The sequence below is a fragment of the Kiloniella antarctica genome, assembly GCF_042682825.1.
Taxonomy (GTDB): domain Bacteria; phylum Pseudomonadota; class Alphaproteobacteria; order Kiloniellales; family Kiloniellaceae; genus Kiloniella; species Kiloniella antarctica.
Map to the genome: position 1 here is coordinate 337,671 of NZ_JBHUII010000004.1, position 18,312 is coordinate 355,982.

General features: G+C 46.9%; 18 protein-coding genes. 6 read left to right on the plus strand and 12 right to left on the minus strand.

Going from position 1 to position 18,312, the window contains the following annotated elements:
* Nucleotides 1–34 precede the first annotated feature (34 nt).
* From ACFSKO_RS08545 to ACFSKO_RS08560, 4 genes are all read right to left on the minus strand, one after another.
* Nucleotides 35–1,720 carry a methyl-accepting chemotaxis protein gene (locus tag ACFSKO_RS08545; RefSeq protein WP_380250475.1) on the minus strand — a complete coding sequence of 562 codons (1,686 nt, stop codon included), beginning with the start codon at nucleotides 1,718–1,720 and terminating at the stop codon, nucleotides 35–37.
* 50 nt (nucleotides 1,721–1,770) lie between these two features.
* Nucleotides 1,771–2,394 carry a hypothetical protein gene (locus ACFSKO_RS08550; RefSeq protein ID WP_380250477.1) on the minus strand — a complete coding sequence of 208 codons (624 nt, stop codon included), beginning with the start codon at nucleotides 2,392–2,394 and terminating at the stop codon, nucleotides 1,771–1,773.
* 170 nt (nucleotides 2,395–2,564) lie between these two features.
* Complete coding sequence (locus ACFSKO_RS08555) at nucleotides 2,565–3,053, minus strand: DUF1499 domain-containing protein (RefSeq protein WP_380250479.1); 489 nt, start codon at nucleotides 3,051–3,053, stop codon at nucleotides 2,565–2,567.
* A gap of 128 nt (nucleotides 3,054–3,181) precedes the next feature.
* Nucleotides 3,182–4,006 carry a class I SAM-dependent methyltransferase gene (locus ACFSKO_RS08560; protein WP_380250481.1) on the minus strand — a complete coding sequence of 275 codons (825 nt, stop codon included), beginning with the start codon at nucleotides 4,004–4,006 and terminating at the stop codon, nucleotides 3,182–3,184.
* Nucleotides 4,007–4,256: 250 nt separating this feature from the next.
* On the opposite strand from ACFSKO_RS08560, the gene ACFSKO_RS08565 reads away from it, so the two are divergent.
* A complete protein-coding gene (locus ACFSKO_RS08565) occupies nucleotides 4,257–4,688 on the plus strand; it encodes a hypothetical protein (protein WP_380250483.1) in 432 nt (143 codons plus the stop codon).
* Between the two features lie 180 nt (nucleotides 4,689–4,868).
* On the opposite strand, the gene ACFSKO_RS08570 is transcribed toward ACFSKO_RS08565, so the two are convergent.
* Both ACFSKO_RS08570 and ACFSKO_RS08575 read right to left on the minus strand, forming a co-directional pair.
* A complete protein-coding gene (locus ACFSKO_RS08570; RefSeq protein ID WP_380250485.1) occupies nucleotides 4,869–5,990 on the minus strand; it encodes a DmpA family aminopeptidase in 1,122 nt (373 codons plus the stop codon).
* Nucleotides 5,991–6,118: 128 nt separating this feature from the next.
* Nucleotides 6,119–6,925: a phytanoyl-CoA dioxygenase family protein gene (locus ACFSKO_RS08575; protein ID WP_380250487.1), complete on the minus strand. Its 807-nt coding sequence runs from the start codon at nucleotides 6,923–6,925 to the stop codon at nucleotides 6,119–6,121.
* A 106-nt stretch (nucleotides 6,926–7,031) separates the two neighbouring features.
* On the opposite strand from ACFSKO_RS08575, the gene ACFSKO_RS08580 reads away from it, so the two are divergent.
* Both ACFSKO_RS08580 and ACFSKO_RS08585 read left to right on the plus strand, forming a co-directional pair.
* Nucleotides 7,032–7,937, plus strand: a complete 906-nt coding sequence (locus ACFSKO_RS08580) for a LysR family transcriptional regulator (RefSeq protein WP_380250489.1) — start codon at nucleotides 7,032–7,034, stop codon at nucleotides 7,935–7,937.
* 206 nt (nucleotides 7,938–8,143) lie between these two features.
* Nucleotides 8,144–8,824 (plus strand): hypothetical protein, encoded by a 681-nt coding sequence (locus tag ACFSKO_RS08585; RefSeq protein WP_380250491.1) that lies wholly within the window; start codon nucleotides 8,144–8,146, stop codon nucleotides 8,822–8,824.
* A gap of 112 nt (nucleotides 8,825–8,936) precedes the next feature.
* Here ACFSKO_RS08585 and ACFSKO_RS08590 read toward each other — a convergent pair whose 3' ends face one another.
* From ACFSKO_RS08590 to ACFSKO_RS08615, 6 genes are all read right to left on the minus strand, one after another.
* Nucleotides 8,937–9,953, minus strand: a complete 1,017-nt coding sequence (locus tag ACFSKO_RS08590) for an oligopeptide/dipeptide ABC transporter ATP-binding protein (protein ID WP_380250493.1) — start codon at nucleotides 9,951–9,953, stop codon at nucleotides 8,937–8,939.
* Nucleotides 9,950–10,918: an oligopeptide/dipeptide ABC transporter ATP-binding protein gene (locus tag ACFSKO_RS08595; protein ID WP_380250495.1), complete on the minus strand. Its 969-nt coding sequence runs from the start codon at nucleotides 10,916–10,918 to the stop codon at nucleotides 9,950–9,952. Before ACFSKO_RS08595 ends, ACFSKO_RS08590 begins: the two co-directional genes overlap by 4 nt.
* Nucleotide 10,919: 1 nt before the next feature.
* Nucleotides 10,920–11,846 (minus strand): ABC transporter permease subunit, encoded by a 927-nt coding sequence (locus ACFSKO_RS08600; RefSeq protein WP_380250497.1) that lies wholly within the window; start codon nucleotides 11,844–11,846, stop codon nucleotides 10,920–10,922.
* A gap of 4 nt (nucleotides 11,847–11,850) precedes the next feature.
* Nucleotides 11,851–12,774 carry an oligopeptide ABC transporter permease OppB gene (gene oppB / locus ACFSKO_RS08605; protein WP_380250499.1) on the minus strand — a complete coding sequence of 308 codons (924 nt, stop codon included), beginning with the start codon at nucleotides 12,772–12,774 and terminating at the stop codon, nucleotides 11,851–11,853.
* 76 nt (nucleotides 12,775–12,850) lie between these two features.
* Nucleotides 12,851–14,464 (minus strand): peptide ABC transporter substrate-binding protein, encoded by a 1,614-nt coding sequence (locus ACFSKO_RS08610; RefSeq protein ID WP_380250501.1) that lies wholly within the window; start codon nucleotides 14,462–14,464, stop codon nucleotides 12,851–12,853.
* Between the two features lie 77 nt (nucleotides 14,465–14,541).
* A complete protein-coding gene (locus ACFSKO_RS08615) occupies nucleotides 14,542–14,721 on the minus strand; it encodes a hypothetical protein (protein ID WP_380250503.1) in 180 nt (59 codons plus the stop codon).
* A gap of 373 nt (nucleotides 14,722–15,094) precedes the next feature.
* Between ACFSKO_RS08615 and ACFSKO_RS08620 the strand changes: the two genes are divergently transcribed.
* From ACFSKO_RS08620 to ACFSKO_RS08630, 3 genes are all read left to right on the plus strand, one after another.
* Complete coding sequence (locus ACFSKO_RS08620; protein WP_380250505.1) at nucleotides 15,095–15,958, plus strand: IclR family transcriptional regulator; 864 nt, start codon at nucleotides 15,095–15,097, stop codon at nucleotides 15,956–15,958.
* Nucleotides 15,959–16,057: 99 nt separating this feature from the next.
* Nucleotides 16,058–16,651: an NAD(P)H-dependent oxidoreductase gene (locus ACFSKO_RS08625; protein ID WP_380250507.1), complete on the plus strand. Its 594-nt coding sequence runs from the start codon at nucleotides 16,058–16,060 to the stop codon at nucleotides 16,649–16,651.
* 179 nt (nucleotides 16,652–16,830) lie between these two features.
* Nucleotides 16,831–18,264, plus strand: a complete 1,434-nt coding sequence (locus ACFSKO_RS08630; protein ID WP_380250509.1) for a DEAD/DEAH box helicase — start codon at nucleotides 16,831–16,833, stop codon at nucleotides 18,262–18,264.
* The last annotated feature ends 48 nt before the right edge of the window (nucleotides 18,265–18,312 follow it).

The window sequence follows — 18,312 nt, forward strand, 5'->3', positions numbered from 1 at the left end:
ATTTCCTTTCAGTCTTTTTACAGGCAGAACTTCCTCATAAAGCTTTTACTTCATTTAAGAACACAGAAATATCCTTCTTCAAACTATCGTTGTTACGTCCCATTTCACCAACCACAGTTTGCTGAGTTTCAGCCAGTTTTCCGGTATCATCAGCGGCCTTAGCAACCTGAAGAACAACCCCAGCTACCTGATTGGCCCCTTGTGCGGCTTCTTCTACATTCCGGGCAATCTCACTGGTTGCCGCGCCCTGTTCTTCAACAGCACCTGCGACAGCGGCCGTGAGCTCATCAATTTTTCGAATGGTGTCCCCAATCCCCAATACAGCTGCGGCGGCAGACTCAGTTTCGTTCTGGATTTCACTGACTTTAACACCGATTTCTTCTGTGGCTTTCCCTGTTTGTGTTGCCAGATGCTTAACTTCACTGGCCACAACCGCAAACCCCTTACCAGCATCGCCAGCGCGTGCTGCTTCAATGGTGGCATTAAGCGCCAACAGGTTCGTTTGTTCAGCAATATCGCTGATAATCTGAACAACCTGTCCAATACTTTTCGCTGCTTCGTTCAGGGCAACAACTCTGGAATTAGCGTGTGCAATTTCATCAACAGCGGCTTGAGACACCTCTGAAGTTTGGTTCATCTGACGAGAAATTTCACTGATGGAAGACGTCAATTCCGTAGTCGCAGCCGATACTGTTTGAATGTTTGCAGAAGCTTCCTCAATCGCGGCAGAAGCATCTTGCGAAAGAGCACCAGTTTCCGTTGCATTACCAACCATCGTTTTCGCAGATTCAGACACCTCAAAGACCGAGTTTGAAACAACCTTTAAACCTTCCGTCATGGTTTTATCGAAGTCTCTTGTTAAACGCTCCATACCTTCGTGACGTTGTCTTTCTACTTCTTGTTTTTCAGCCTCTTGCGCCCTCATCGCACGTTGTTCAAGAGCGTTTTGTTTGAAAACTTCAACAGCGCGGACCATGCCACCGATTTCATCCCGGCGCTCACTGCCCTGAATATCAATATCCAACTCACCATTAGCCAAGTCACTCATTTTACTTGTAATACGGCTAAGTGGCGTCGCCAGGGCACGCGTTAATGCAATGGCAAGAAAGATCGCTGCGAAGGCCAACAGGGAAATCGATGCGATAATCGTAATTGTAAAGCGATTGCTCGCACTTTCCTTCACTTCGACAGACTGTTGCAATATCATGTTTAATTCGGCGCTAAGATCAGCTGCGGCCATATCAAACTGTGCAATAGCGGCTTGAGGCTGGCCCGAAACTTCAATAGCACGAGCCTGATTTACGGTAAGATAATTTCTCATCAAGTTGATTTGTGTGCTCGCAAAATCCGTCATCCAAACCTGATAATGTCCCGACAACGCACCGATCAACTGAGAGAGTTTTTTCTGTCCTTGAGAAAGTTCTTCTAATTTTTTGTAATGTTCTGCGGTTGTTACCGAATAATCATTATATTGGTTTAGTCCGGTTCTGTCGCCAGTTAGTAAGTAATACAACAAACCTTGGCGTTGACTGGCAAACGACTGTTTGTAAAGTTGATAAGCGCCCTCTAAATTACGGGCGGTTTCGCTTTCTTGATCAGCCGATTTAATATCGTTAATCGCAGAAAAAGAAACGATGGCCATCAGTAAAGTCACCGCGACGAGAAGTGTAAAACTAGCAACCAATTTATGGGCTATTTTTAGATGCCGAAAAAATTGCATAACGATTGTCCTTTAATTCGAATTGAAATTGAAACTACTCGGGTTCAATTTCATTCCCGGCGACGGGCCAACTCGGTTAGATTGTATTCAACTGTAACTGCACCAATAGGAAGATTATCCGTATTTGATACTGTTAGATTGACCTGAGTACGCCAAGTCTTCGTTGCCTCATGAAATTCAGGATCATCAACAAAAAAAGCGCCAGCCCCATTGGGGAAAGTTTGTTGAAACTTTGCTTCATCCCCTTGCCAAAAATCGGACGTAATAGCCGATTGCCCAACATTCAAACCCTTCGCATCCATTATAAAAATTTCAGTGAAAAGGCCACCAGAAGCGGCTTGGATCTGAGTAAGGTAATTAGAAAGCGGGCTACTGAGAGTGGTTGCGATCAAAGGTTGATCTTCCTTGTCTCGCTCTGCCCGCCACTGCTTATCAAGCGTATCGACCTCACTCTGGGCTATAGATCCATATTTTTTGTTTTGAGCTACAATTGAGATTTCAACAACAGCATTTTTCAACCAATCCCGTATGGTATCGATTGCAGCTTCATCCACCAAAGTCTTTGGAGGAGAAGAGGTTTCTGCCTGTACGGCACCGCCAAGCCCAAGGCAAAACGCACTCAAAATAAAGACACCAGCCAAATGAGTTTTGGTCTTTTCAAATAAAATTCGCATGACACTATTACCTCGAGTGAGAACCCTTGAATTAATCGTTTGTAACTTTTGATATAAACGACACGGCACTATTATGTTGCCAATCTTATGAGCGATCCCATTAAAGATCACTTAAGAGTTCCTCTGAGTATTCTCTCTTCCAAGAAAAGATCCGGAAATAGAAGGTATCTTTAGGTACCCAACGCAACCAACCACGCGCGAATACGCTGCTCGTTAACCCCAAAATCACTTTTTCCATAGTGGGAACGGCTATAAATTGCCAAAGTAGAACTGGTTTCACTCAAGGAAATAAAGCGCACCGTGATGCTATCGGGATATCCAATCCACTTTGTGCGTTGTATAAACTCATATTGCAAAGCTGTATCATCAACCGCTCCCCTTTCAATACGGGGTTCCGCAGCGATTATTGCCATCCAACTATTTTTGAGATCTGTTGCTGATTGAGCAAAACGAGGACTGACGAAATCGGGTGGTGAAATACAATATCCCTTTGGACATACCAAAAACTGGTTCGGCTTGGGCCCAAGAACGAGACTGGGGAAGTCAATTTTTTCCACGACAACAGGGCCAAAAACGATTTCCAAAACACGATCACGACCGATATAGGCAACATACAAGGCGATGCCGACAACCAGCAAAAGTAAAAGTTTGGCGATCATACTTAGAAATGTTCCCATCAACCATCTTTCTGCCAAAGCAGTGATTTCTCGTTTAGTCAGATTTCATAATCCAATTACCAGATTTGATAATCCAATTAAAAGAACTAAACCCCAATTACGCAATAATATCAAGCCACTGATCCACTATATACATTTGCGAGTAAGGGCATAGATCCGGGTTCAGGTCCGAAGGCTCCGTGCAAGGCATCTAAAATTGATTGCATGATCACATCAGGATCAACCCCACCGCGGGACTTAATTTCATCGATTAATGGATTGCCATACACAAGGCCTCGTGCGAATAAGGCCCAATCAGACACGTGTTTATCTAAACGGATGGTTTCGCATTTGATATCCTTAAAACCACCCGCTTCTAACTCAAACATCACCTGACCCTGATTGGTATAGCTGAACGGTACTTTATAAAACCCCGGCGGATCATTTCGAAAATAATTCTCGACAGCAGCATGTGTAAGTGCCGAGAAGGGATTATCCTCCATCGTGCCCCAAACATTAAAAATATAGCGACCATCCGATTTTAAAACTCGCGCAGCCTCACGAAAAGCTTGGATTTTATCTGGGAAAAACATAACCCCAAATTGACAAAGCAACAAATCAAACTCAGCATCACCAAAGGGAAGCGCCATTGCATCTGCGGGCTTGAAAGTGACTTTTTCATCAGCCGAAAATTTACTTTGCGCAACCTTCAACATCGGAGGGTTTAAATCACTGGCCACCATATTAATATCAGGAGGCAACGCATTTCTGAGCTTGCGGGTCACGATCCCCGTACCTGATGCTATTTCAAGAACACTACCCGTTGTGAGATGAGAGCAAGCTTTTGTTGCTCTATCAACCAAATTTTGCGCGTAGTCATGAAAAATATGAGGACCTAGCCCCTGATCATAATTTTCAGGAATTGTTCCAACAAACTGGCTTGCTTGTGATATCATACCTGCTGCTCCTAAAGTTTTATCTCCTTAGTATGAACCTTATGAAAAGTCATAAATGTTCCCAATTTGGGAGATAACAAAGAGGTACGCGCACCACACAAAATCACGCGTCGTAGAATTTCCTTTTAACAAATCAGTAAAAAAATGTTTTACTAGTATATTCCCGACCGTCAGAAGATGGGAAAACCTTAAAAAAGTATTGTCAATAAAGTTTAAGAAAGTAATGCAAAAAACTTAAGAGAGTAAAGCAATGACCAAAGAAACCTCTTCTTCTGGTACCCGCGATGCAGCTATTTTTAGCCGTGGCAGTTTGAACTTTACCTATGAACTCTTGCGTGAAACGAACGCAGAGCTCGCCAGCATCATCGAAAATATTATACAAAGCTCCCCTCTGCCCACACTCGATACTGCTCCGAACAAAAGTACGGAAAATGGCACCCCTGAAGATTTCAGTAAGAAAAAAAACGAAGCACTGGGTTCTGACCACTTTAGGATTGAGCTTAGACCTTTGCAAATCCGCGCTATTCTTGAAGCCTTGCTTTTACACGAACAACAAAATCAGGATACGCAAAATATATGTCAGGAAATTATGGGGCAGGCATTGATTGAAGACTGGATGAACCTGGCGTACCAAATAATCGCAGAGCTACCCGAAGAGCCAGAATCTTCCACCGTTCATTAACATTCTAGGCAAGAGGGCCTAAGTGTTCATATTCTAGATTCCAGTATTACGGGCGCAGTATTATAAGGGCATTATTATAAGGGCATTATAATAAGGGCTGTATTATGGGCGCCAATAACTTGTGCGTCCCACCCAGTATTGGTTACCTTCCCACAACCAAGTCTTGCCTGCATTTTTCTCTCACCCCAATTTATCAAGCAGAGCTTTAATTGCACTGTGAGGCAGCGCCGGAACAAAATTACCGTCGCGGCCTGTCATATCTTCGTTAGCCGTCATACTATTGAGAATTGCCTCTTCTGTGGACTGCACCACAGCTTCGAAAAAAGGGTCAAGATCGGGATCAGGAATAAAGTGCGCCGTGTGTACCCCTGATATTTTAGAAGACAACACGTCAAGGTTTGCAGTAGAAAAAGCCAAAAAAATATCTCCTGATCCATGAGCGCCGATGCCTCCGGTTTGCCCCATACCCAGTGCGACCCGTCTAGCAAGGCGCTTAAGTTGATGGGGCAATAGAGGCGCATCAGTTGCGATAATACCAATAATAGAGCTTAATTCTGTGTTAGGTGTATTCTGTATGATGGCAGGTTCAAGAAGGTCCCGCCCCAGTCGGTGGCCAAGTATAGTAAGATCAGCACGTTTGCCAAAGTTAGACTGCACAAAAGCCCCGACGGTATAACGGGCTCCATCGTAGATCACTTCCCTTGAGGCAGTGCCAGATCCAGCTTTAAAATCAAAAGACTTCATCCCGGTCCCACCCCCAACACTGCCCTCTTCGATCGGGCCAAATTTCGCGTTATCGATGGCGTCAAAAACATGAGCATCAGTGATATGGAAACCATTGATGTCATTTAAAAATCCGTCATAGGTTTCCGCGGCAACAGGCAAGCCAAAACTATCATTAAACTCATGGGGAAATTTCTTGACGATCCAGCGTAGGGTGGCATCCCGGCTCAAGCCACAAGCATGAGTGTTGGTTATTGTAATCGGCAGCGTAAGCTGGCCGACTTCTTCTAAATAGTGCGACGAGGTCAACTCGCCATTACCATTCAAGCTGAAACACCCCGCAAAGACCGGGCGACAGATATCAGTTCTCGGACGTGGTAGAATTGCCGTAACCCCCGTTCGCACAGGCCCCGCACCAACTCTTAAGGGCCCCTCACCTTCGATCAAGGTCGTGTAACCTACCGACACCCCCGCCACATCAGTAATACTATTGTTTTCCCCTTTTACGCCGGGAAACTTTAGCCCAAGTCCTGCCGCCCTTGTTTTACCAGACGGGGTAAAAAGCTTGCTAACTGTCATAAAAAAATCCCGACTTTCTCTTATACCCCCATACACTAGAGGGCCTACATCTTATAAATTACGCATCTCTTCCATAACATTTTGCCCTCGTTTATGCCTACTTATTTTATATATCCGATTTACAAAGTTTAGAGGACCGGATTTCTATAGATGACAGGAAACCAGTCTTCGCGAAGTCGCTCTCCCGGTTTCATGGCGTGTCCGGGATAAGGCGGTGAAGTTGGACCAGGGCGCTCAACGTACCGGGCGTCGTCGCCAAGTAAACGTATGGAAAAAGCCCGCCGCCGTGAAAGAGCCTGATTGCCACGTGCCCCGTGCAAGGTTTTATAATGAAACGCGACCGCGTCACCCGGCTCCATCTCCCATTCTAAAATACGCATCTCTTCCGCATCGGGATCAGGAACTGGCATGTAGATGTCTTCACCCGCATAAAAATCTTCTTCGGAAAGCCAGCGGGTCGGCAGCACGGGTTTTTCCCAAAGATGGGACCCAGCAACACACCGCAAAGAGGCCTCTTTCACCGGATCCATTGGAATCCAAAAACTCACGTTTTGGTGTCCTTCGACAAAATAATAAGGTTCATCCTGGTGCCAAGGTGTCGCTTTCGATGTTCCAGGTTCTTTAACCAACACATGATCGTGAAAAACCTGCACACTTTGAGACAGCATAAGGCCTGCTGCCACCTCTGCCATTGGTGACTTCCGGATCACCTCTTCAAAATCAGGAATTCGGTTCCAGTTACAATAGTCGTCAAAAAAGCGCCCCGTATCTCCTGTCTTCAAATTCTCTGCGGCATAAGGGCCGGGTTCCGTCATATTGATATCAATTCCCCGACGCACAGAACTGATGTAATCTTTCAACAGGCCCTTGATCAAAACAGCACCGTTCTTTTGATAGGCTTCGACGTGATCCTGCGTCAGTAATGAGTGCAACATTATGTGTGTCCTTGATGAATAAGGTTTTATTTTTTTGTTCCGTAATGAGTGTGAACAATCACAAAATTAGTTTCAAATAATGTTTGGTTAAGTTAGTTATAACTTCATGTTATATACAACACTTCGACAGCTCGAATACGTAGTAGCCATCGCCAATGCACAAAGCCTGACCGATGCAGCACAATCCCTCAACGTGTCGCAGCCTGCCCTGTCTGTAGCCCTGACACAGGTAGAACAGCGGCAGGGACAAAAGATCTTTATACGTCGCAAGGGGACCCCGATCTCCCTGACATCTTTTGGACGAACCTTTGTTGCTGACGCTGAAGCTCTTCTTGTCGACGCAGAACGGTTGGAAAACCCGGAAGCTCAGGCCAATCGGGGTTTGCACAACATAACCCTTGGCTGTTTTGAGGATCTGGCCCCAACCTATCTGGCACCCGTATTGCTGCACCTACGCAGGACCTTTCCCCAAATAACGTTTACAGCACACGTCTGCGGGTTTGAAGATCTTGCCAATAATATGCAAAATGGTCAGATTGATCTGGCAATCACTTACGATCTCGGTCTGGATGCCTCTTTTAATAAACATCTCCTGCGCACGATTTCTCCGCATGCCTTTTTAGCACCGGACGACCCTTTATCCAAACGGGCCGAAATCAGCTTACAAGACCTAGCGGACCGTCCCCTTATACTCTCGGAACAAGGGCTTTCCATTCGCCATATGATCAACCTGTTCCGTGCTCAGGGATTGCTTCCCCGCATTGTTCATCGTGCTGCTTCTTTGGAAGTAATGCGTTCCCTCGCTGCTAATAACGAAGGCATCGGCATCAGCTATACTATTCCCCCCACTGACATCAGCTATGACGGCAAATCTTTGGAAACGGTTCCCATCAGTAACATAGAGGCAAAAGAACCTATCGTGCTCGTCCGCCCTGCTTTTAATCCACAAACTCCTCCAATTCCTGATATAATTATGAGTATTCAAGAAAACATCGGAGTTCCTGAAAAGTAGGATAAAATTACTTAGGGAATGAGTAAGCAGGTTTAGAAGTAAAGGGTAGTAAAGTGGGATTGGAAAAAGCCCATTCCCATATAGCTTATCACAGAAATATGATTGGGTTCTTCAATCAAAACCTCTCAACATGAGACTCTTTCACGGCGCTGATAACAACAAATGAACCATCGACAAGATCAAACAACCGATTAAGGGAGTTCGACATGATTATTTCTAAATCTATTGTAAAGACAGGCGTAAAAGCAGGTGCTACGGCAGGTATGATATTGCTTTTAGGAACCCCGGCTTTATCCACAGCCATCGCTGCCGAGGATCATCCTATGGGATTTTTTGTGACCTCTGTTGGCTTGGGACAAGGAGGAAATCTTGGGGGACTGGAAGGTGCCGACGCACACTGCGCCAAGCTTGCCGAAACAGCGGGATCAACCGGGCGTACGTGGCATGCTTATCTGAGTACCCAGGAAGACGGCAAGCGCGGCGTATCCGCCCGCGACCGCATTGGTCTGGGCCCATGGTACAATGCGCATGGTGAACTTATTGCCAGTGATGTTGACCAACTTCATCTCAACCCGAACATCGTCATGCGTACCGCCGTTGATGAAAATGGGAACCGTGTGAAGGGGCGTGGAGACAAACCCAACCAGCACGACATCCTAACGGGCTCCATGGCCGATGGCACCGCCTATTTCCCACGAGAAAAAGCAGATCACACCTGTAGCAACTGGACCAGTTCCGGCGAAGGCAATGCCACCGTCGGCCATCATGACCGTCACGGCGGTGGTAATACATCGTGGAATGCTGCCCATGATTCACGCGGCTGTGGTGAAGCAGACCTCCCCAAATCCGGCGGTGCAGGTCTGTTCTATTGTTTTGCCGCAGATTAAAAGCCCCTAAGGGCTCGTCAAACGTTCCAAATTGCCAACACAGCTGAACAGGCCCGAAAGTGGGCCTGTTCATTTACGACCCGTTTAAAACATCACCAAGCCCGGCAAGTCCTTATTCAAAGTGGCAAGCCACCCGGTGTGTACTCCCCGGTTCTGTAGCTTGTCCTTCGCCCTCTTTCGCTTCTGGCACTTTTAATTCTGGTGCTATTTCACCGCATATCGCCTGCGCCTTGGCACAACGGGTTCGAAACACACAGCCAGTCGGTGGAGCTAAAGGACTTGGCAAATCACCCTCTAGCAGGATGATATCCTTTGCTCGTTCGATCTTAGGATCAGGAATGGGAACGGCAGATATCAAAGCCTGAGTATAGGGATGACGCGGATTATCATAAAGGTCATCCCGATCCGCAACTTCCATTACCTTGCCCAGATACAGAACCATCACACGGTTAGAGATGTGTTTTACAACGCTTAAATCGTGAGCGATAAAGACCAGCGACAGCCCCATTTCCTCTTGTAATTCCATCAACAAATTAATCACCTGCGCCTGAATGGAAACATCCAAAGCCGATACAGGTTCATCACAGATAATTAATTTTGGTTTGACGATAAGCGCGCGGGCAATCCCGATCCGCTGGCACTGTCCACCTGAAAACTCATGGGGGTAACGGTTGATCTGATTGGGGAGCAAGCTGACCTTTTTCATCATGGCTTTAACTTGTGCAATGATCTCATCGTTGGAAAGCTTTGGGTTATGAGTACGCAGCGGTTCAGCAATAATCTGCCCCACGGTTTTACGCGGGTTAAGCGACGCCAATGGATCTTGAAACACCATCTGAATTTCAGAGCGATACTTCATCATCTGAGACTTACTCAGTCCCAGAAGTTCCTCATCCCCCATCCAGACCACACGTCCTGTTGCTTTGACCATGCGGATCAGCGCACGGGCAAGGGTTGATTTTCCACACCCGGACTCACCAACGATACCAAGGGTCTCGCCTTGTTTTAATTCAAAGTTCACCCCGCCGACAGCTTGAAGAGTGCGTGACTTGGTCCAAGGCATATCACCTTGGGATTTCAGGCTAAAAGAAACCCTGAGGTTCTCGACCTTTAAAAGCGGCGTGCTCATGCGACATCCTCCAATACCCGGTTACAGGATCGCAAACGCCCTTTGGAAAATTCCGTCAAAGGCGAAAGACGTTGGGCACAGTCTTCTATCGCAAACTGGCACCGTGGTTCAAAAGGGCATCCCACAGAGGGTTGCATCATATTGGGCGGAGATCCCGGAATGGTGTCCAGCGTTTTTGTGCCCTTATCAATGCGCGGAATGGCTTTGAGTAGACCACGGGTATAGGGATGCGAAGGTGTTTCAAAGATCGGATCAACAGGTCCCTGTTCCATCACCCGACCGCCATAAAGCACCAGGACCTCTTCACAAAACCCTGCAACAACGCCCAAATCATGAGTAATTAAAAGAACCCCCATACCGAACTCCTTTTGAATTTCGGAAAACAGCGCCATGATTTGCGCCTGAACAGTGACATCGAGCGCCGTTGTCGGCTCATCCGCAATCAGCAATTTTGGACGACACAACAAGGACATGGCGATCATAACACGCTGACGCATACCGCCGGAAAATTCGTGCGGAAACTGTTGCGCACGTCCTTTTGCTCCCGGAATTTTCACAGCATCCAGCATATGAACGGCTTCCTTGATCGCCGCGGATTTTGACATCCCCTTGTGGTGAATTAAGACTTCCGCCATCTGATCGGCAACCCTCATATAGGGGTTGAGTGACGTCATGGGGTCTTGGAAAACAATGGCAATTTCAGCCGCGCGGACCCGGTTTAATTCAGCCAAGGGAACGTTTAAGATCTCGTTGCCCTTGAACTTTACAGATCCGGTGGCAAAGCCGTTTTGCGCGAGCAACCCGAGGATGGAAAAGGCAGTCTGACTTTTGCCAGATCCACTTTCTCCAACAATAGCCAGGGTTTGCCCTGGGTCCATGGAAAAGCTGACATCATTGACCGCGTTGACGATGCCATCGTTGGTGCGAAATTTGACCGAAAGGTTTTGAACATCAAGTAACGCCATTTTATCTGTCCTTTGGATCAAGAGCATCGCGTAATCCGTCGCCCACAAAAAAGAAGGCAAACAGCGTAATCACGAAGAAAAACAAGGGAAATGCCAATTGCCAGAGCGTGCCATATTGCATGGTCCCCGCCCCTTCAAAAATCAATGCTCCCCAAGAAGTATCAGGTTCTTGAACACCAAGCCCCAAGAAGGAAATAAAGCTTTCGGTCAGGATCATCAGCGGCACCAGAAGTGTCGCATAAACCGCGACGATCCCTGTCAGATTGGGGACAATGTGCTCAAGAATAATTTTGAAGCTGGAAACCCCTGTTGCTTGCGCAGCTTCAATAAATTCCTTGTTTTTAATACTCAGGGTTTGTCCGCGTACGATCCGTGACATCTCCAGCCAGGACAAAAGACCAATGCCGACAAACAGCATGGAAATCGACCGCCCAAAGATCACCAACAGCAGTATAATGACAAACATATAAGGTACTGCCATCAGGATATCGACGGTGCGCATCATTGCATTATCAATCCGACCACCAATATAGCCTGCGGTCGCGCCATAAAGTGTCCCGGCAATAACGGCAATGGCCGCGCCGACAACACCCACCATCAACGATATTTGCGTGCCTTGAACCACACGGGCAAAGAGATCCCTGCCGAGATCATCGGTGCCAAAATAATGGCCGGAAGAAAAAGACGGCCCACCGAGTTCGGCAACCTGACCGATTACCATGAAGTCGATTTCATCGTTGGTAAACTGGGAAACCTGCGCCCCCAAAAGAGCAAATAATCCCACAAGGATAAGAACGACCAACCCCGCAACAGCGGCTTTATTTTGAAAGAACCGTTTGCGGGCATCAGCCCAAAGAGAACGGCCTTTGACATCTTGCTCTGCCACAGCGAGCGCAAGATTTTTTATATTTTCCTGTTTAAACACCATTGTCTTAAAGCCGGATTTTCGGGTCTATCCACGCATAGAGGATATCGACCACCAGATTGAAAAATATTGTTAACACGCCGACCAAAATCGTTATCCCCATCATCACAGAATAGTCCCGGTTCAAGGCGGCGTTTACAAAGAACAAGCCCATGCCCCCGGTAGAGAAGAAAAGATCAACCACCACAGACCCGGTCACCATGGTCACAAAGGTTGGACCCAAATAAGAAATGACGGGCAACATCGCTGGCTTTAAAGCATGGCGCAGGATGATCTGACGTGTGGGCAACCCCTTTGAACGGGCGGTGCGAATATGATTGGCATTCATGACTTCCAGCATGGAAGAGCGGGTAATACGTGCAATGGACGCCATAAAGCTGGTCGCAAGCGCGATAACAGGCATGATGATAAACTTGGGATCACCATATTCCCAACCACCCCCCGGTAACCATCCGAGTAATAGTGTAAAGACCAAAACCAGGATCGGTGCCATAACAAAGTTCGGTAATACCTGTGCCCCGATGGAAATCCCCACAGCAACATAGTCCAGCCAGCTATTGTGATAAATCGCTGCCATCACCCCCAGAGAAACCCCGGTGCCAACCGCCAATACAAAAGCGATAGAGCCATAGGTCAAGGTAATGGGAAAACCCTGCGCGATGATTTCGTTTACGCTGCGGTCCTTGTAAATAAAGGACGGTCCAAAATCGAAATGGAACACAACGTTATTAATATAAATCAGAATTTGTTTATAGAGCGGCTGATCCAATCCGTATTTTGCTTCCAGGTTCGCTAGAATTTCGGGAGAAAGGGCGCGTTCTGCTGTAAAGGGACCGCCGGGTGCTGCGTGCATAAGTAAAAACGAAAATACAATGAGCACAAGTACAGTCGGCACTGCCAACGCAAGCCGTTTGAGGATAAGATTTAACATTATTCATTACCTGAGCGCAGGACCTGATCACAGGTCTAAAAAAGGGGGCGCCCGCCTAAGAGCACCCCACCTTGATTTATTTCTCGACGATATAAAGATCGCGGGAATAGTAAGTCTGCATCAGGTTATCAACAGGCCAGCCCCGAAGTGTCGGCTGGATCATGATATTTCCTGTGTACTGATAAATTGGTGCGAACGGCATATCGGCAGCAAGCATTGCTTCAGCCTTGGCATAATTTGCGTTCGGATTTTCCATGGTTTTTGATTCAGCCATCAAACGATCGTATTCCGCGTTGGAATAACCGGAAACGTTATGCCCTGAATAGGACGTCAATAGATCGAGATAGGTCGAAGCTTCGTTATAGTCGCCACACCAGGCGTAACGGCTGACTTCGAAGTCTCCAGCCTGTTGTTTGGTGGTGTGGATCTTCCACTCACTATTGGCCAGTGTCAGCTTCACGCCAAGGGTTTGCTTCCAGAACTGTTGCACACCAATCGCAACCTTTTTATGGGTCTCGGACGTGTTGTAGTTCAGGGTTAGCTCCAACGGATTATCAGCGTTATATCCGGCCTCAGCGAGCAATGCGACCGCCTTTGCATCCCGTTCTTTTTGCGTCCAACCCGCATAATCGATTTCAGGCAGCTCAAAGCCTGCAGTCTTTTGGTGGGCAAAGTTATAGGACTGATACTGTCCGCCCTGCAGAATACGATCGGTAATCACTTCACGGTTAACAGCATAGGACAAGGCTTTACGAACACGAACGTCCTTGAGAGATTCAGGCCCTTTTTCCCCGATATTAAACCAGTAGATATAAGAACAGGAATAAGGGTTTGAAATCGCTTGTTTTGGATATTCTTTGGACAATCGTGGATACTGACCGGAAGGAATATTTGTTTTATCGACTTCCCCTGCCAGATATCGGGTCAATGCCTGATTTTCATCGTTGATCACAAGCCCAACGGTTTTATCAATGATGGTATGTTCGTTATCCCAATACATTGGGTTGCGTTCACGGACAACCTTCTCACCGGAACGGTATTCGGAAAGCACATACGCGCCGTTACCAACGATATTTTCAGGCTTGGTCCAATCTGTACCGTGTTTTTCAACAACCGATTTTAAAACCGGGAAAGTCGATGTATGTACCGTCATGGACGCAAAGTAAGGAACCGCTTTTTCCAGAGTGACTTCAAAGGTATGATCATCAACCGCGCGCACGCCCAGATCATCAGTACTCATTTCGCCTTTGACAACCTTGCTGGCGTTTTTCACGCCCATCAATTCCATATACCACGCATATTCAGACGCGGTCTTAGGATCAACAAGGCGTTTCCAGGCATAGACAAAATCTTGCGCGGTTACTGCGTCGCCGTTGGACCACTTGGCATCACGCAGATTGAAGGTATAGGTCAGCTTGTCGTCACTGACAGTGTACCCCTTGGCAACGCCGGGGATCAGCCCACCTGTTTGATCTTCGTTCATCAAACCTTCGAAAAGATCACGCGCAACACCTGAGCCTTCTATGTCCGTGTTGATTTGCGGATCAAAGGATTTGATATCATCGAGCAAACGATAGGTAAAAACCTGATCCGTGGCCAATGTCTCGCCATTGATGACTTCTGCACTCGAAAGTGCAGGAAATACCAGCATTGCCCCAAGCGCCGCAGATAGTAATAGTTTTGTTCTCATGGTTCTCTTTCCCTGTTCTCAACAAAATTTAATGATTTGCTTTAAATTTCCACGATTATTTTTTGTGGTTTTTGGGATCACGGCTCCACTGTCGGCAAAGTTTTCCCCAACAGAAACACAACCATTTGATGATCCAGAAGTCTCAAAAGATTTAAAAAACTTTGAAAGCCATTAAGCCCCAAAACTTCATAAAACCCCAAAAGACCAAGAAGACGGTGACAGCCGGATTGAAGACGACTGTCATACTTGAATTTCATGCCAATTGCCCTCCCATTCCAATCTATCTTTAATCAAATCAGCATCATTTGTATTGCATTACAATACTTAGTACCGTATATCGCTATTAGGTGTAACAACTTCGATAAATTTTGCAAAGAGAATATTTCCTGAAAGAAAAAGTTCTCTAAAAGAAACAGAAAGAAAAACGAAGAAACTGGTAAAAATTTTACTGTGGACCTATGATTTAATGGAACACAAAAATCGATACTCAGTTCTGTGTGAACTACAAAAAGACGATGAAAGTCCCAAAACAAAAGGGCCAGACTTTCTTTACCTAAAAATTTGATTGCTTTTGCAGTTTCGTTGGACGGGTTATATAGAAATTATTGGCGAATAAAAAAAGAACCGTAAATGACAAATGCCAGCAGCCGCTTACCTCTAAAGTCAAAGCCTGATCCTCATAAACCGACATCTCCAGCAAGCAATGCTGAGGACACGTCTACCACTAAATCCGATAACTCTCTGTTTGTTGGCTCTGTAGAAAAAGGCTTTTCTGTACTCCAAGCTTTCAGTCGGTCGCGAAAACCTTTAAGCCTTACAGAAATTGCCACAGCAACTGGCATGGGAAAAAGTGCCGCGCAACGGTTTTGTTATACGCTTGTACAACTTGGCTTTTTAGAACGCGATCCCAGCAGCAGACGTATGCGTCCCTCGGCCAAGTTGTTAGAATTTTCACACACCTATCTGGCTTCCAACCCAATCAGTTCCATCGCTGCGCCCTACCTTCTCCAGGCACGGGAAAATAGTGGCGAAGCCGTTAACCTCGCGCTTCCCATGGAACAGGATGTCATTTACATCGCGCGTCTCTCCAGCAGTAACTCGCACATTCTGCATCCCATTGTAGGTGGTCGCGCCCCGATGTTTTGTACTTCGAGCGGTCGCGCTTATCTTTCCACACAAACACCTAAAGACATTGAAAGCATCCTTGATGCCTCTGATCTCACCCAGATAACACGCCATACCATTACCGATCGTTCTGAAATTCTGAAGAGGATTGATGATGTTACCCTCAATGGTTACACCACGGCCTGTCAGGAATGTATTATTGGTGAGCTGACCATCGCTGCACCGATATGGGGCGCTGATGGGTTTGGTGTCGGATCGGTTAATATCTGCGTCACCCGCCCGGCATGGACAGAAGAGCGCGTGATAGATGAACTGGCTCCCATTGTTTGCCAAACCGCGCACAATATATCCCTCGCCCTCTCAAACTAACCAAAGGGATGATCTGTCCAATTCTGGTCTGCTCCCCCCCCCCCAAGCTTTTAACACTTCGGATATTATCAGCCTCTTATCCGCCACTTTGGAAAAAGAATGAACTGCCTCATCGTTGTTGCGCATCCACTCGAAAGTAGCCTCTGCCAGCATCTTGCACGTGAAACCACGGTCCATATGAGAGAAAAAGGCCACATAGTCACGGTCAAAGACCTTTACGACGAAGCTTTTGACCCCAGACTAAGCCAACAAGAACGCAGTAGTTATTACCAAGCCGAGTTTCAAAGTAGTAATTTAGGCAGTAATCTGGACCGAGATCTCTCTCAACTCAAAGAAGCCGAAATATTGGTCATGGTTTTTCCAACCTGGTGGTTTGGTTTCCCCGCTATTTTAAAGGGCTGGTTTGATCGTGTTTGGGCACCTGGGCATGCCTATGATCACTCCCCGGATTTAAAAGGGATTATCCCGCGCCTTGATCAGTTAAAAGAAGTGAACGTTATTACCACACTTGGCTCGCCGGGTTGGGTGGATTGGTTGATCCTGCGTCGCCCGGTGCGCCGTATTCTAAAGATCGCCATTTTGGGAACTTGCGCCAAGAATTGTAACTTCAAAATGCTCTCCCTCTATTCAAGTGAAAGCCTGACACCAGCCAAAATTGATAAATTTATTAAACGAATAAAACGTGCCTTTTAATTTTAAAACCCTATGAAGCATAAATAAAACCCACATTTTTTTTTCTATAATAAAGATTCATCTACAATCTTTTCTCTATATTTACTTCTCTGTGATAGGTTCATATACGGCTTACTTTATTGACTCTGGCGCTGCTTGGGGATAGGTAACCGGAACCTTTAACTTACTATATGGCTATAATGAGCAAATTTTCGGACCTCGGGCTACGTGCTCCCATCCTTCGTGCGATTGAAGAGGGTGGTTATGAGACAATGACCCCGATCCAATCTCAGGCTATTCCACAAATTCTGGAAGGCAAAGACCTCATAGGTGTTGCCCAGACCGGAACAGGTAAAACCGCAGCTTTCTCGCTGCCGATTATCCAGTTGCTGCTCAAGGCCGAAGGCCAGCGCACGGCGAAAGCGGCCCGGACTTTGATCCTGGCCCCGACCCGCGAACTTGCGGTTCAGATTTCTGACAATGTGCGTGCTTATTCCAAGCACCTGCACTTGCGGAGCACTTTGGTTTATGGTGGTGCGTCAGAAAAGCCACAAATTAAATCCATGCAGCCCGGTGTTGATATTCTAATCGCCACGCCTGGCCGTCTGCTCGACCTGGTTGATCGCGGACTGATTAATTTGCGCATGGTTGAGTTTCTTGTCCTTGATGAAGCTGACCGTATGCTGGATATGGGCTTTATCCGCGACATCAAAAAAATCGTGGCTCAGTTGCCTAAAAAACGCCAAACGGTGCTTTTTTCAGCCACCATGCCAAAATCTGTTGAGACCCTTGCCAATTCCATTTTGATCAACCCTGTTCGTGTCGAAGTTGCCCCAGCAGCAACCACAGCGGAAAAGGTTGACCAGCATGTTCTTATGGTCCCCAAACACCGTAAACGTGACCTGCTGGCACACGTTCTTAAAGATGATGCGATCAAAAGGGTTTTGATTTTCACCAAAACCAAGCATGGCGCAAACCGTGTTTCCGATTTTCTTGAGAAGCTTGGTATAACATCCGGTGCCATTCACGGTAACAAATCTCAAAACGCGCGCCAAAAAGCCCTCAACGAGTTCCGTGCTGGCGACATCCGCGCTTTGGTTGCCACTGATGTTGCAGCCCGTGGCATCGATGTTGATGGCGTGACCCACGTGATTAACTTTGAATTGCCGAACGAGCCAGACAGTTACGTTCACCGGATTGGCCGTACAGCCCGCGCTGGCGCCACCGGGGTTTCATTGTCGTTCTGTGACATCGAAGAACGGGCATTCCTCAAAGACATCGAAAAAAACATTCGCCAACCCGTACCTCTGTTCGAAGACCATCCCTTCCACGACGAAGGCATGGCTGAGAAACCGGGAACGGGTAAAAAAGGTGCCAAGCCTAACGACCGTAAACCACGTCAAAATGCAGGCAAGCACAAGCCAAACCGTCGGATCAATCAGCCAAAGGCTCATGGATCTGAAGGTGGTGGTGCCAATACTAGCGCGAATGCGGGTGGAGAAAACGCATCTGGTGCAAAACCCAATGCCCGGCCGGGCAAACACAGCCAACGCAAAGGCCGCCCGTCACAAAAAACCGGCAACAAACCCGGTGGTGGTAACAGATCAGGCAACCGTAACGCCCGCTCTGCATAAAGGACTATTGTCCTTAAGGTTACAAAACACAAAAGGCCTCTATCGTTT

Coding starts and splice junctions, on each gene's coding strand:
- ACFSKO_RS08615 (WP_380250503.1), bottom strand. CDS start 14,721: ATGAAATTCAAGTATGACAGTCGTCTTCAATCCGGCTGTCACCGTCTT.
- ACFSKO_RS08575 (WP_380250487.1), bottom strand. CDS start 6,925: ATGTTGCACTCATTACTGACGCAGGATCACGTCGAAGCCTATCAAAAG.
- ACFSKO_RS08560 (WP_380250481.1), bottom strand. CDS start 4,006: ATGATATCACAAGCAAGCCAGTTTGTTGGAACAATTCCTGAAAATTAT.
- ACFSKO_RS08545 (WP_380250475.1), bottom strand. CDS start 1,720: ATGCAATTTTTTCGGCATCTAAAAATAGCCCATAAATTGGTTGCTAGT.
- ACFSKO_RS08620 (WP_380250505.1), top strand. CDS start 15,095: ATGACAAATGCCAGCAGCCGCTTACCTCTAAAGTCAAAGCCTGATCCT.
- ACFSKO_RS08550 (WP_380250477.1), bottom strand. CDS start 2,394: ATGCGAATTTTATTTGAAAAGACCAAAACTCATTTGGCTGGTGTCTTT.
- ACFSKO_RS08570 (WP_380250485.1), bottom strand. CDS start 5,990: ATGACAGTTAGCAAGCTTTTTACCCCGTCTGGTAAAACAAGGGCGGCA.
- ACFSKO_RS08555 (WP_380250479.1), bottom strand. CDS start 3,053: ATGATCGCCAAACTTTTACTTTTGCTGGTTGTCGGCATCGCCTTGTAT.
- ACFSKO_RS08580 (WP_380250489.1), top strand. CDS start 7,032: ATGTTATATACAACACTTCGACAGCTCGAATACGTAGTAGCCATCGCC.
- ACFSKO_RS08595 (WP_380250495.1), bottom strand. CDS start 10,918: ATGGCGTTACTTGATGTTCAAAACCTTTCGGTCAAATTTCGCACCAAC.
- ACFSKO_RS08590 (WP_380250493.1), bottom strand. CDS start 9,953: ATGAGCACGCCGCTTTTAAAGGTCGAGAACCTCAGGGTTTCTTTTAGC.
- oppB (WP_380250499.1), bottom strand. CDS start 12,774: ATGTTAAATCTTATCCTCAAACGGCTTGCGTTGGCAGTGCCGACTGTA.
- ACFSKO_RS08585 (WP_380250491.1), top strand. CDS start 8,144: ATGATTATTTCTAAATCTATTGTAAAGACAGGCGTAAAAGCAGGTGCT.
- ACFSKO_RS08600 (WP_380250497.1), bottom strand. CDS start 11,846: ATGGTGTTTAAACAGGAAAATATAAAAAATCTTGCGCTCGCTGTGGCA.
- ACFSKO_RS08625 (WP_380250507.1), top strand. CDS start 16,058: ATGAACTGCCTCATCGTTGTTGCGCATCCACTCGAAAGTAGCCTCTGC.
- ACFSKO_RS08565 (WP_380250483.1), top strand. CDS start 4,257: ATGACCAAAGAAACCTCTTCTTCTGGTACCCGCGATGCAGCTATTTTT.
- ACFSKO_RS08610 (WP_380250501.1), bottom strand. CDS start 14,464: ATGAGAACAAAACTATTACTATCTGCGGCGCTTGGGGCAATGCTGGTA.
- ACFSKO_RS08630 (WP_380250509.1), top strand. CDS start 16,831: ATGAGCAAATTTTCGGACCTCGGGCTACGTGCTCCCATCCTTCGTGCG.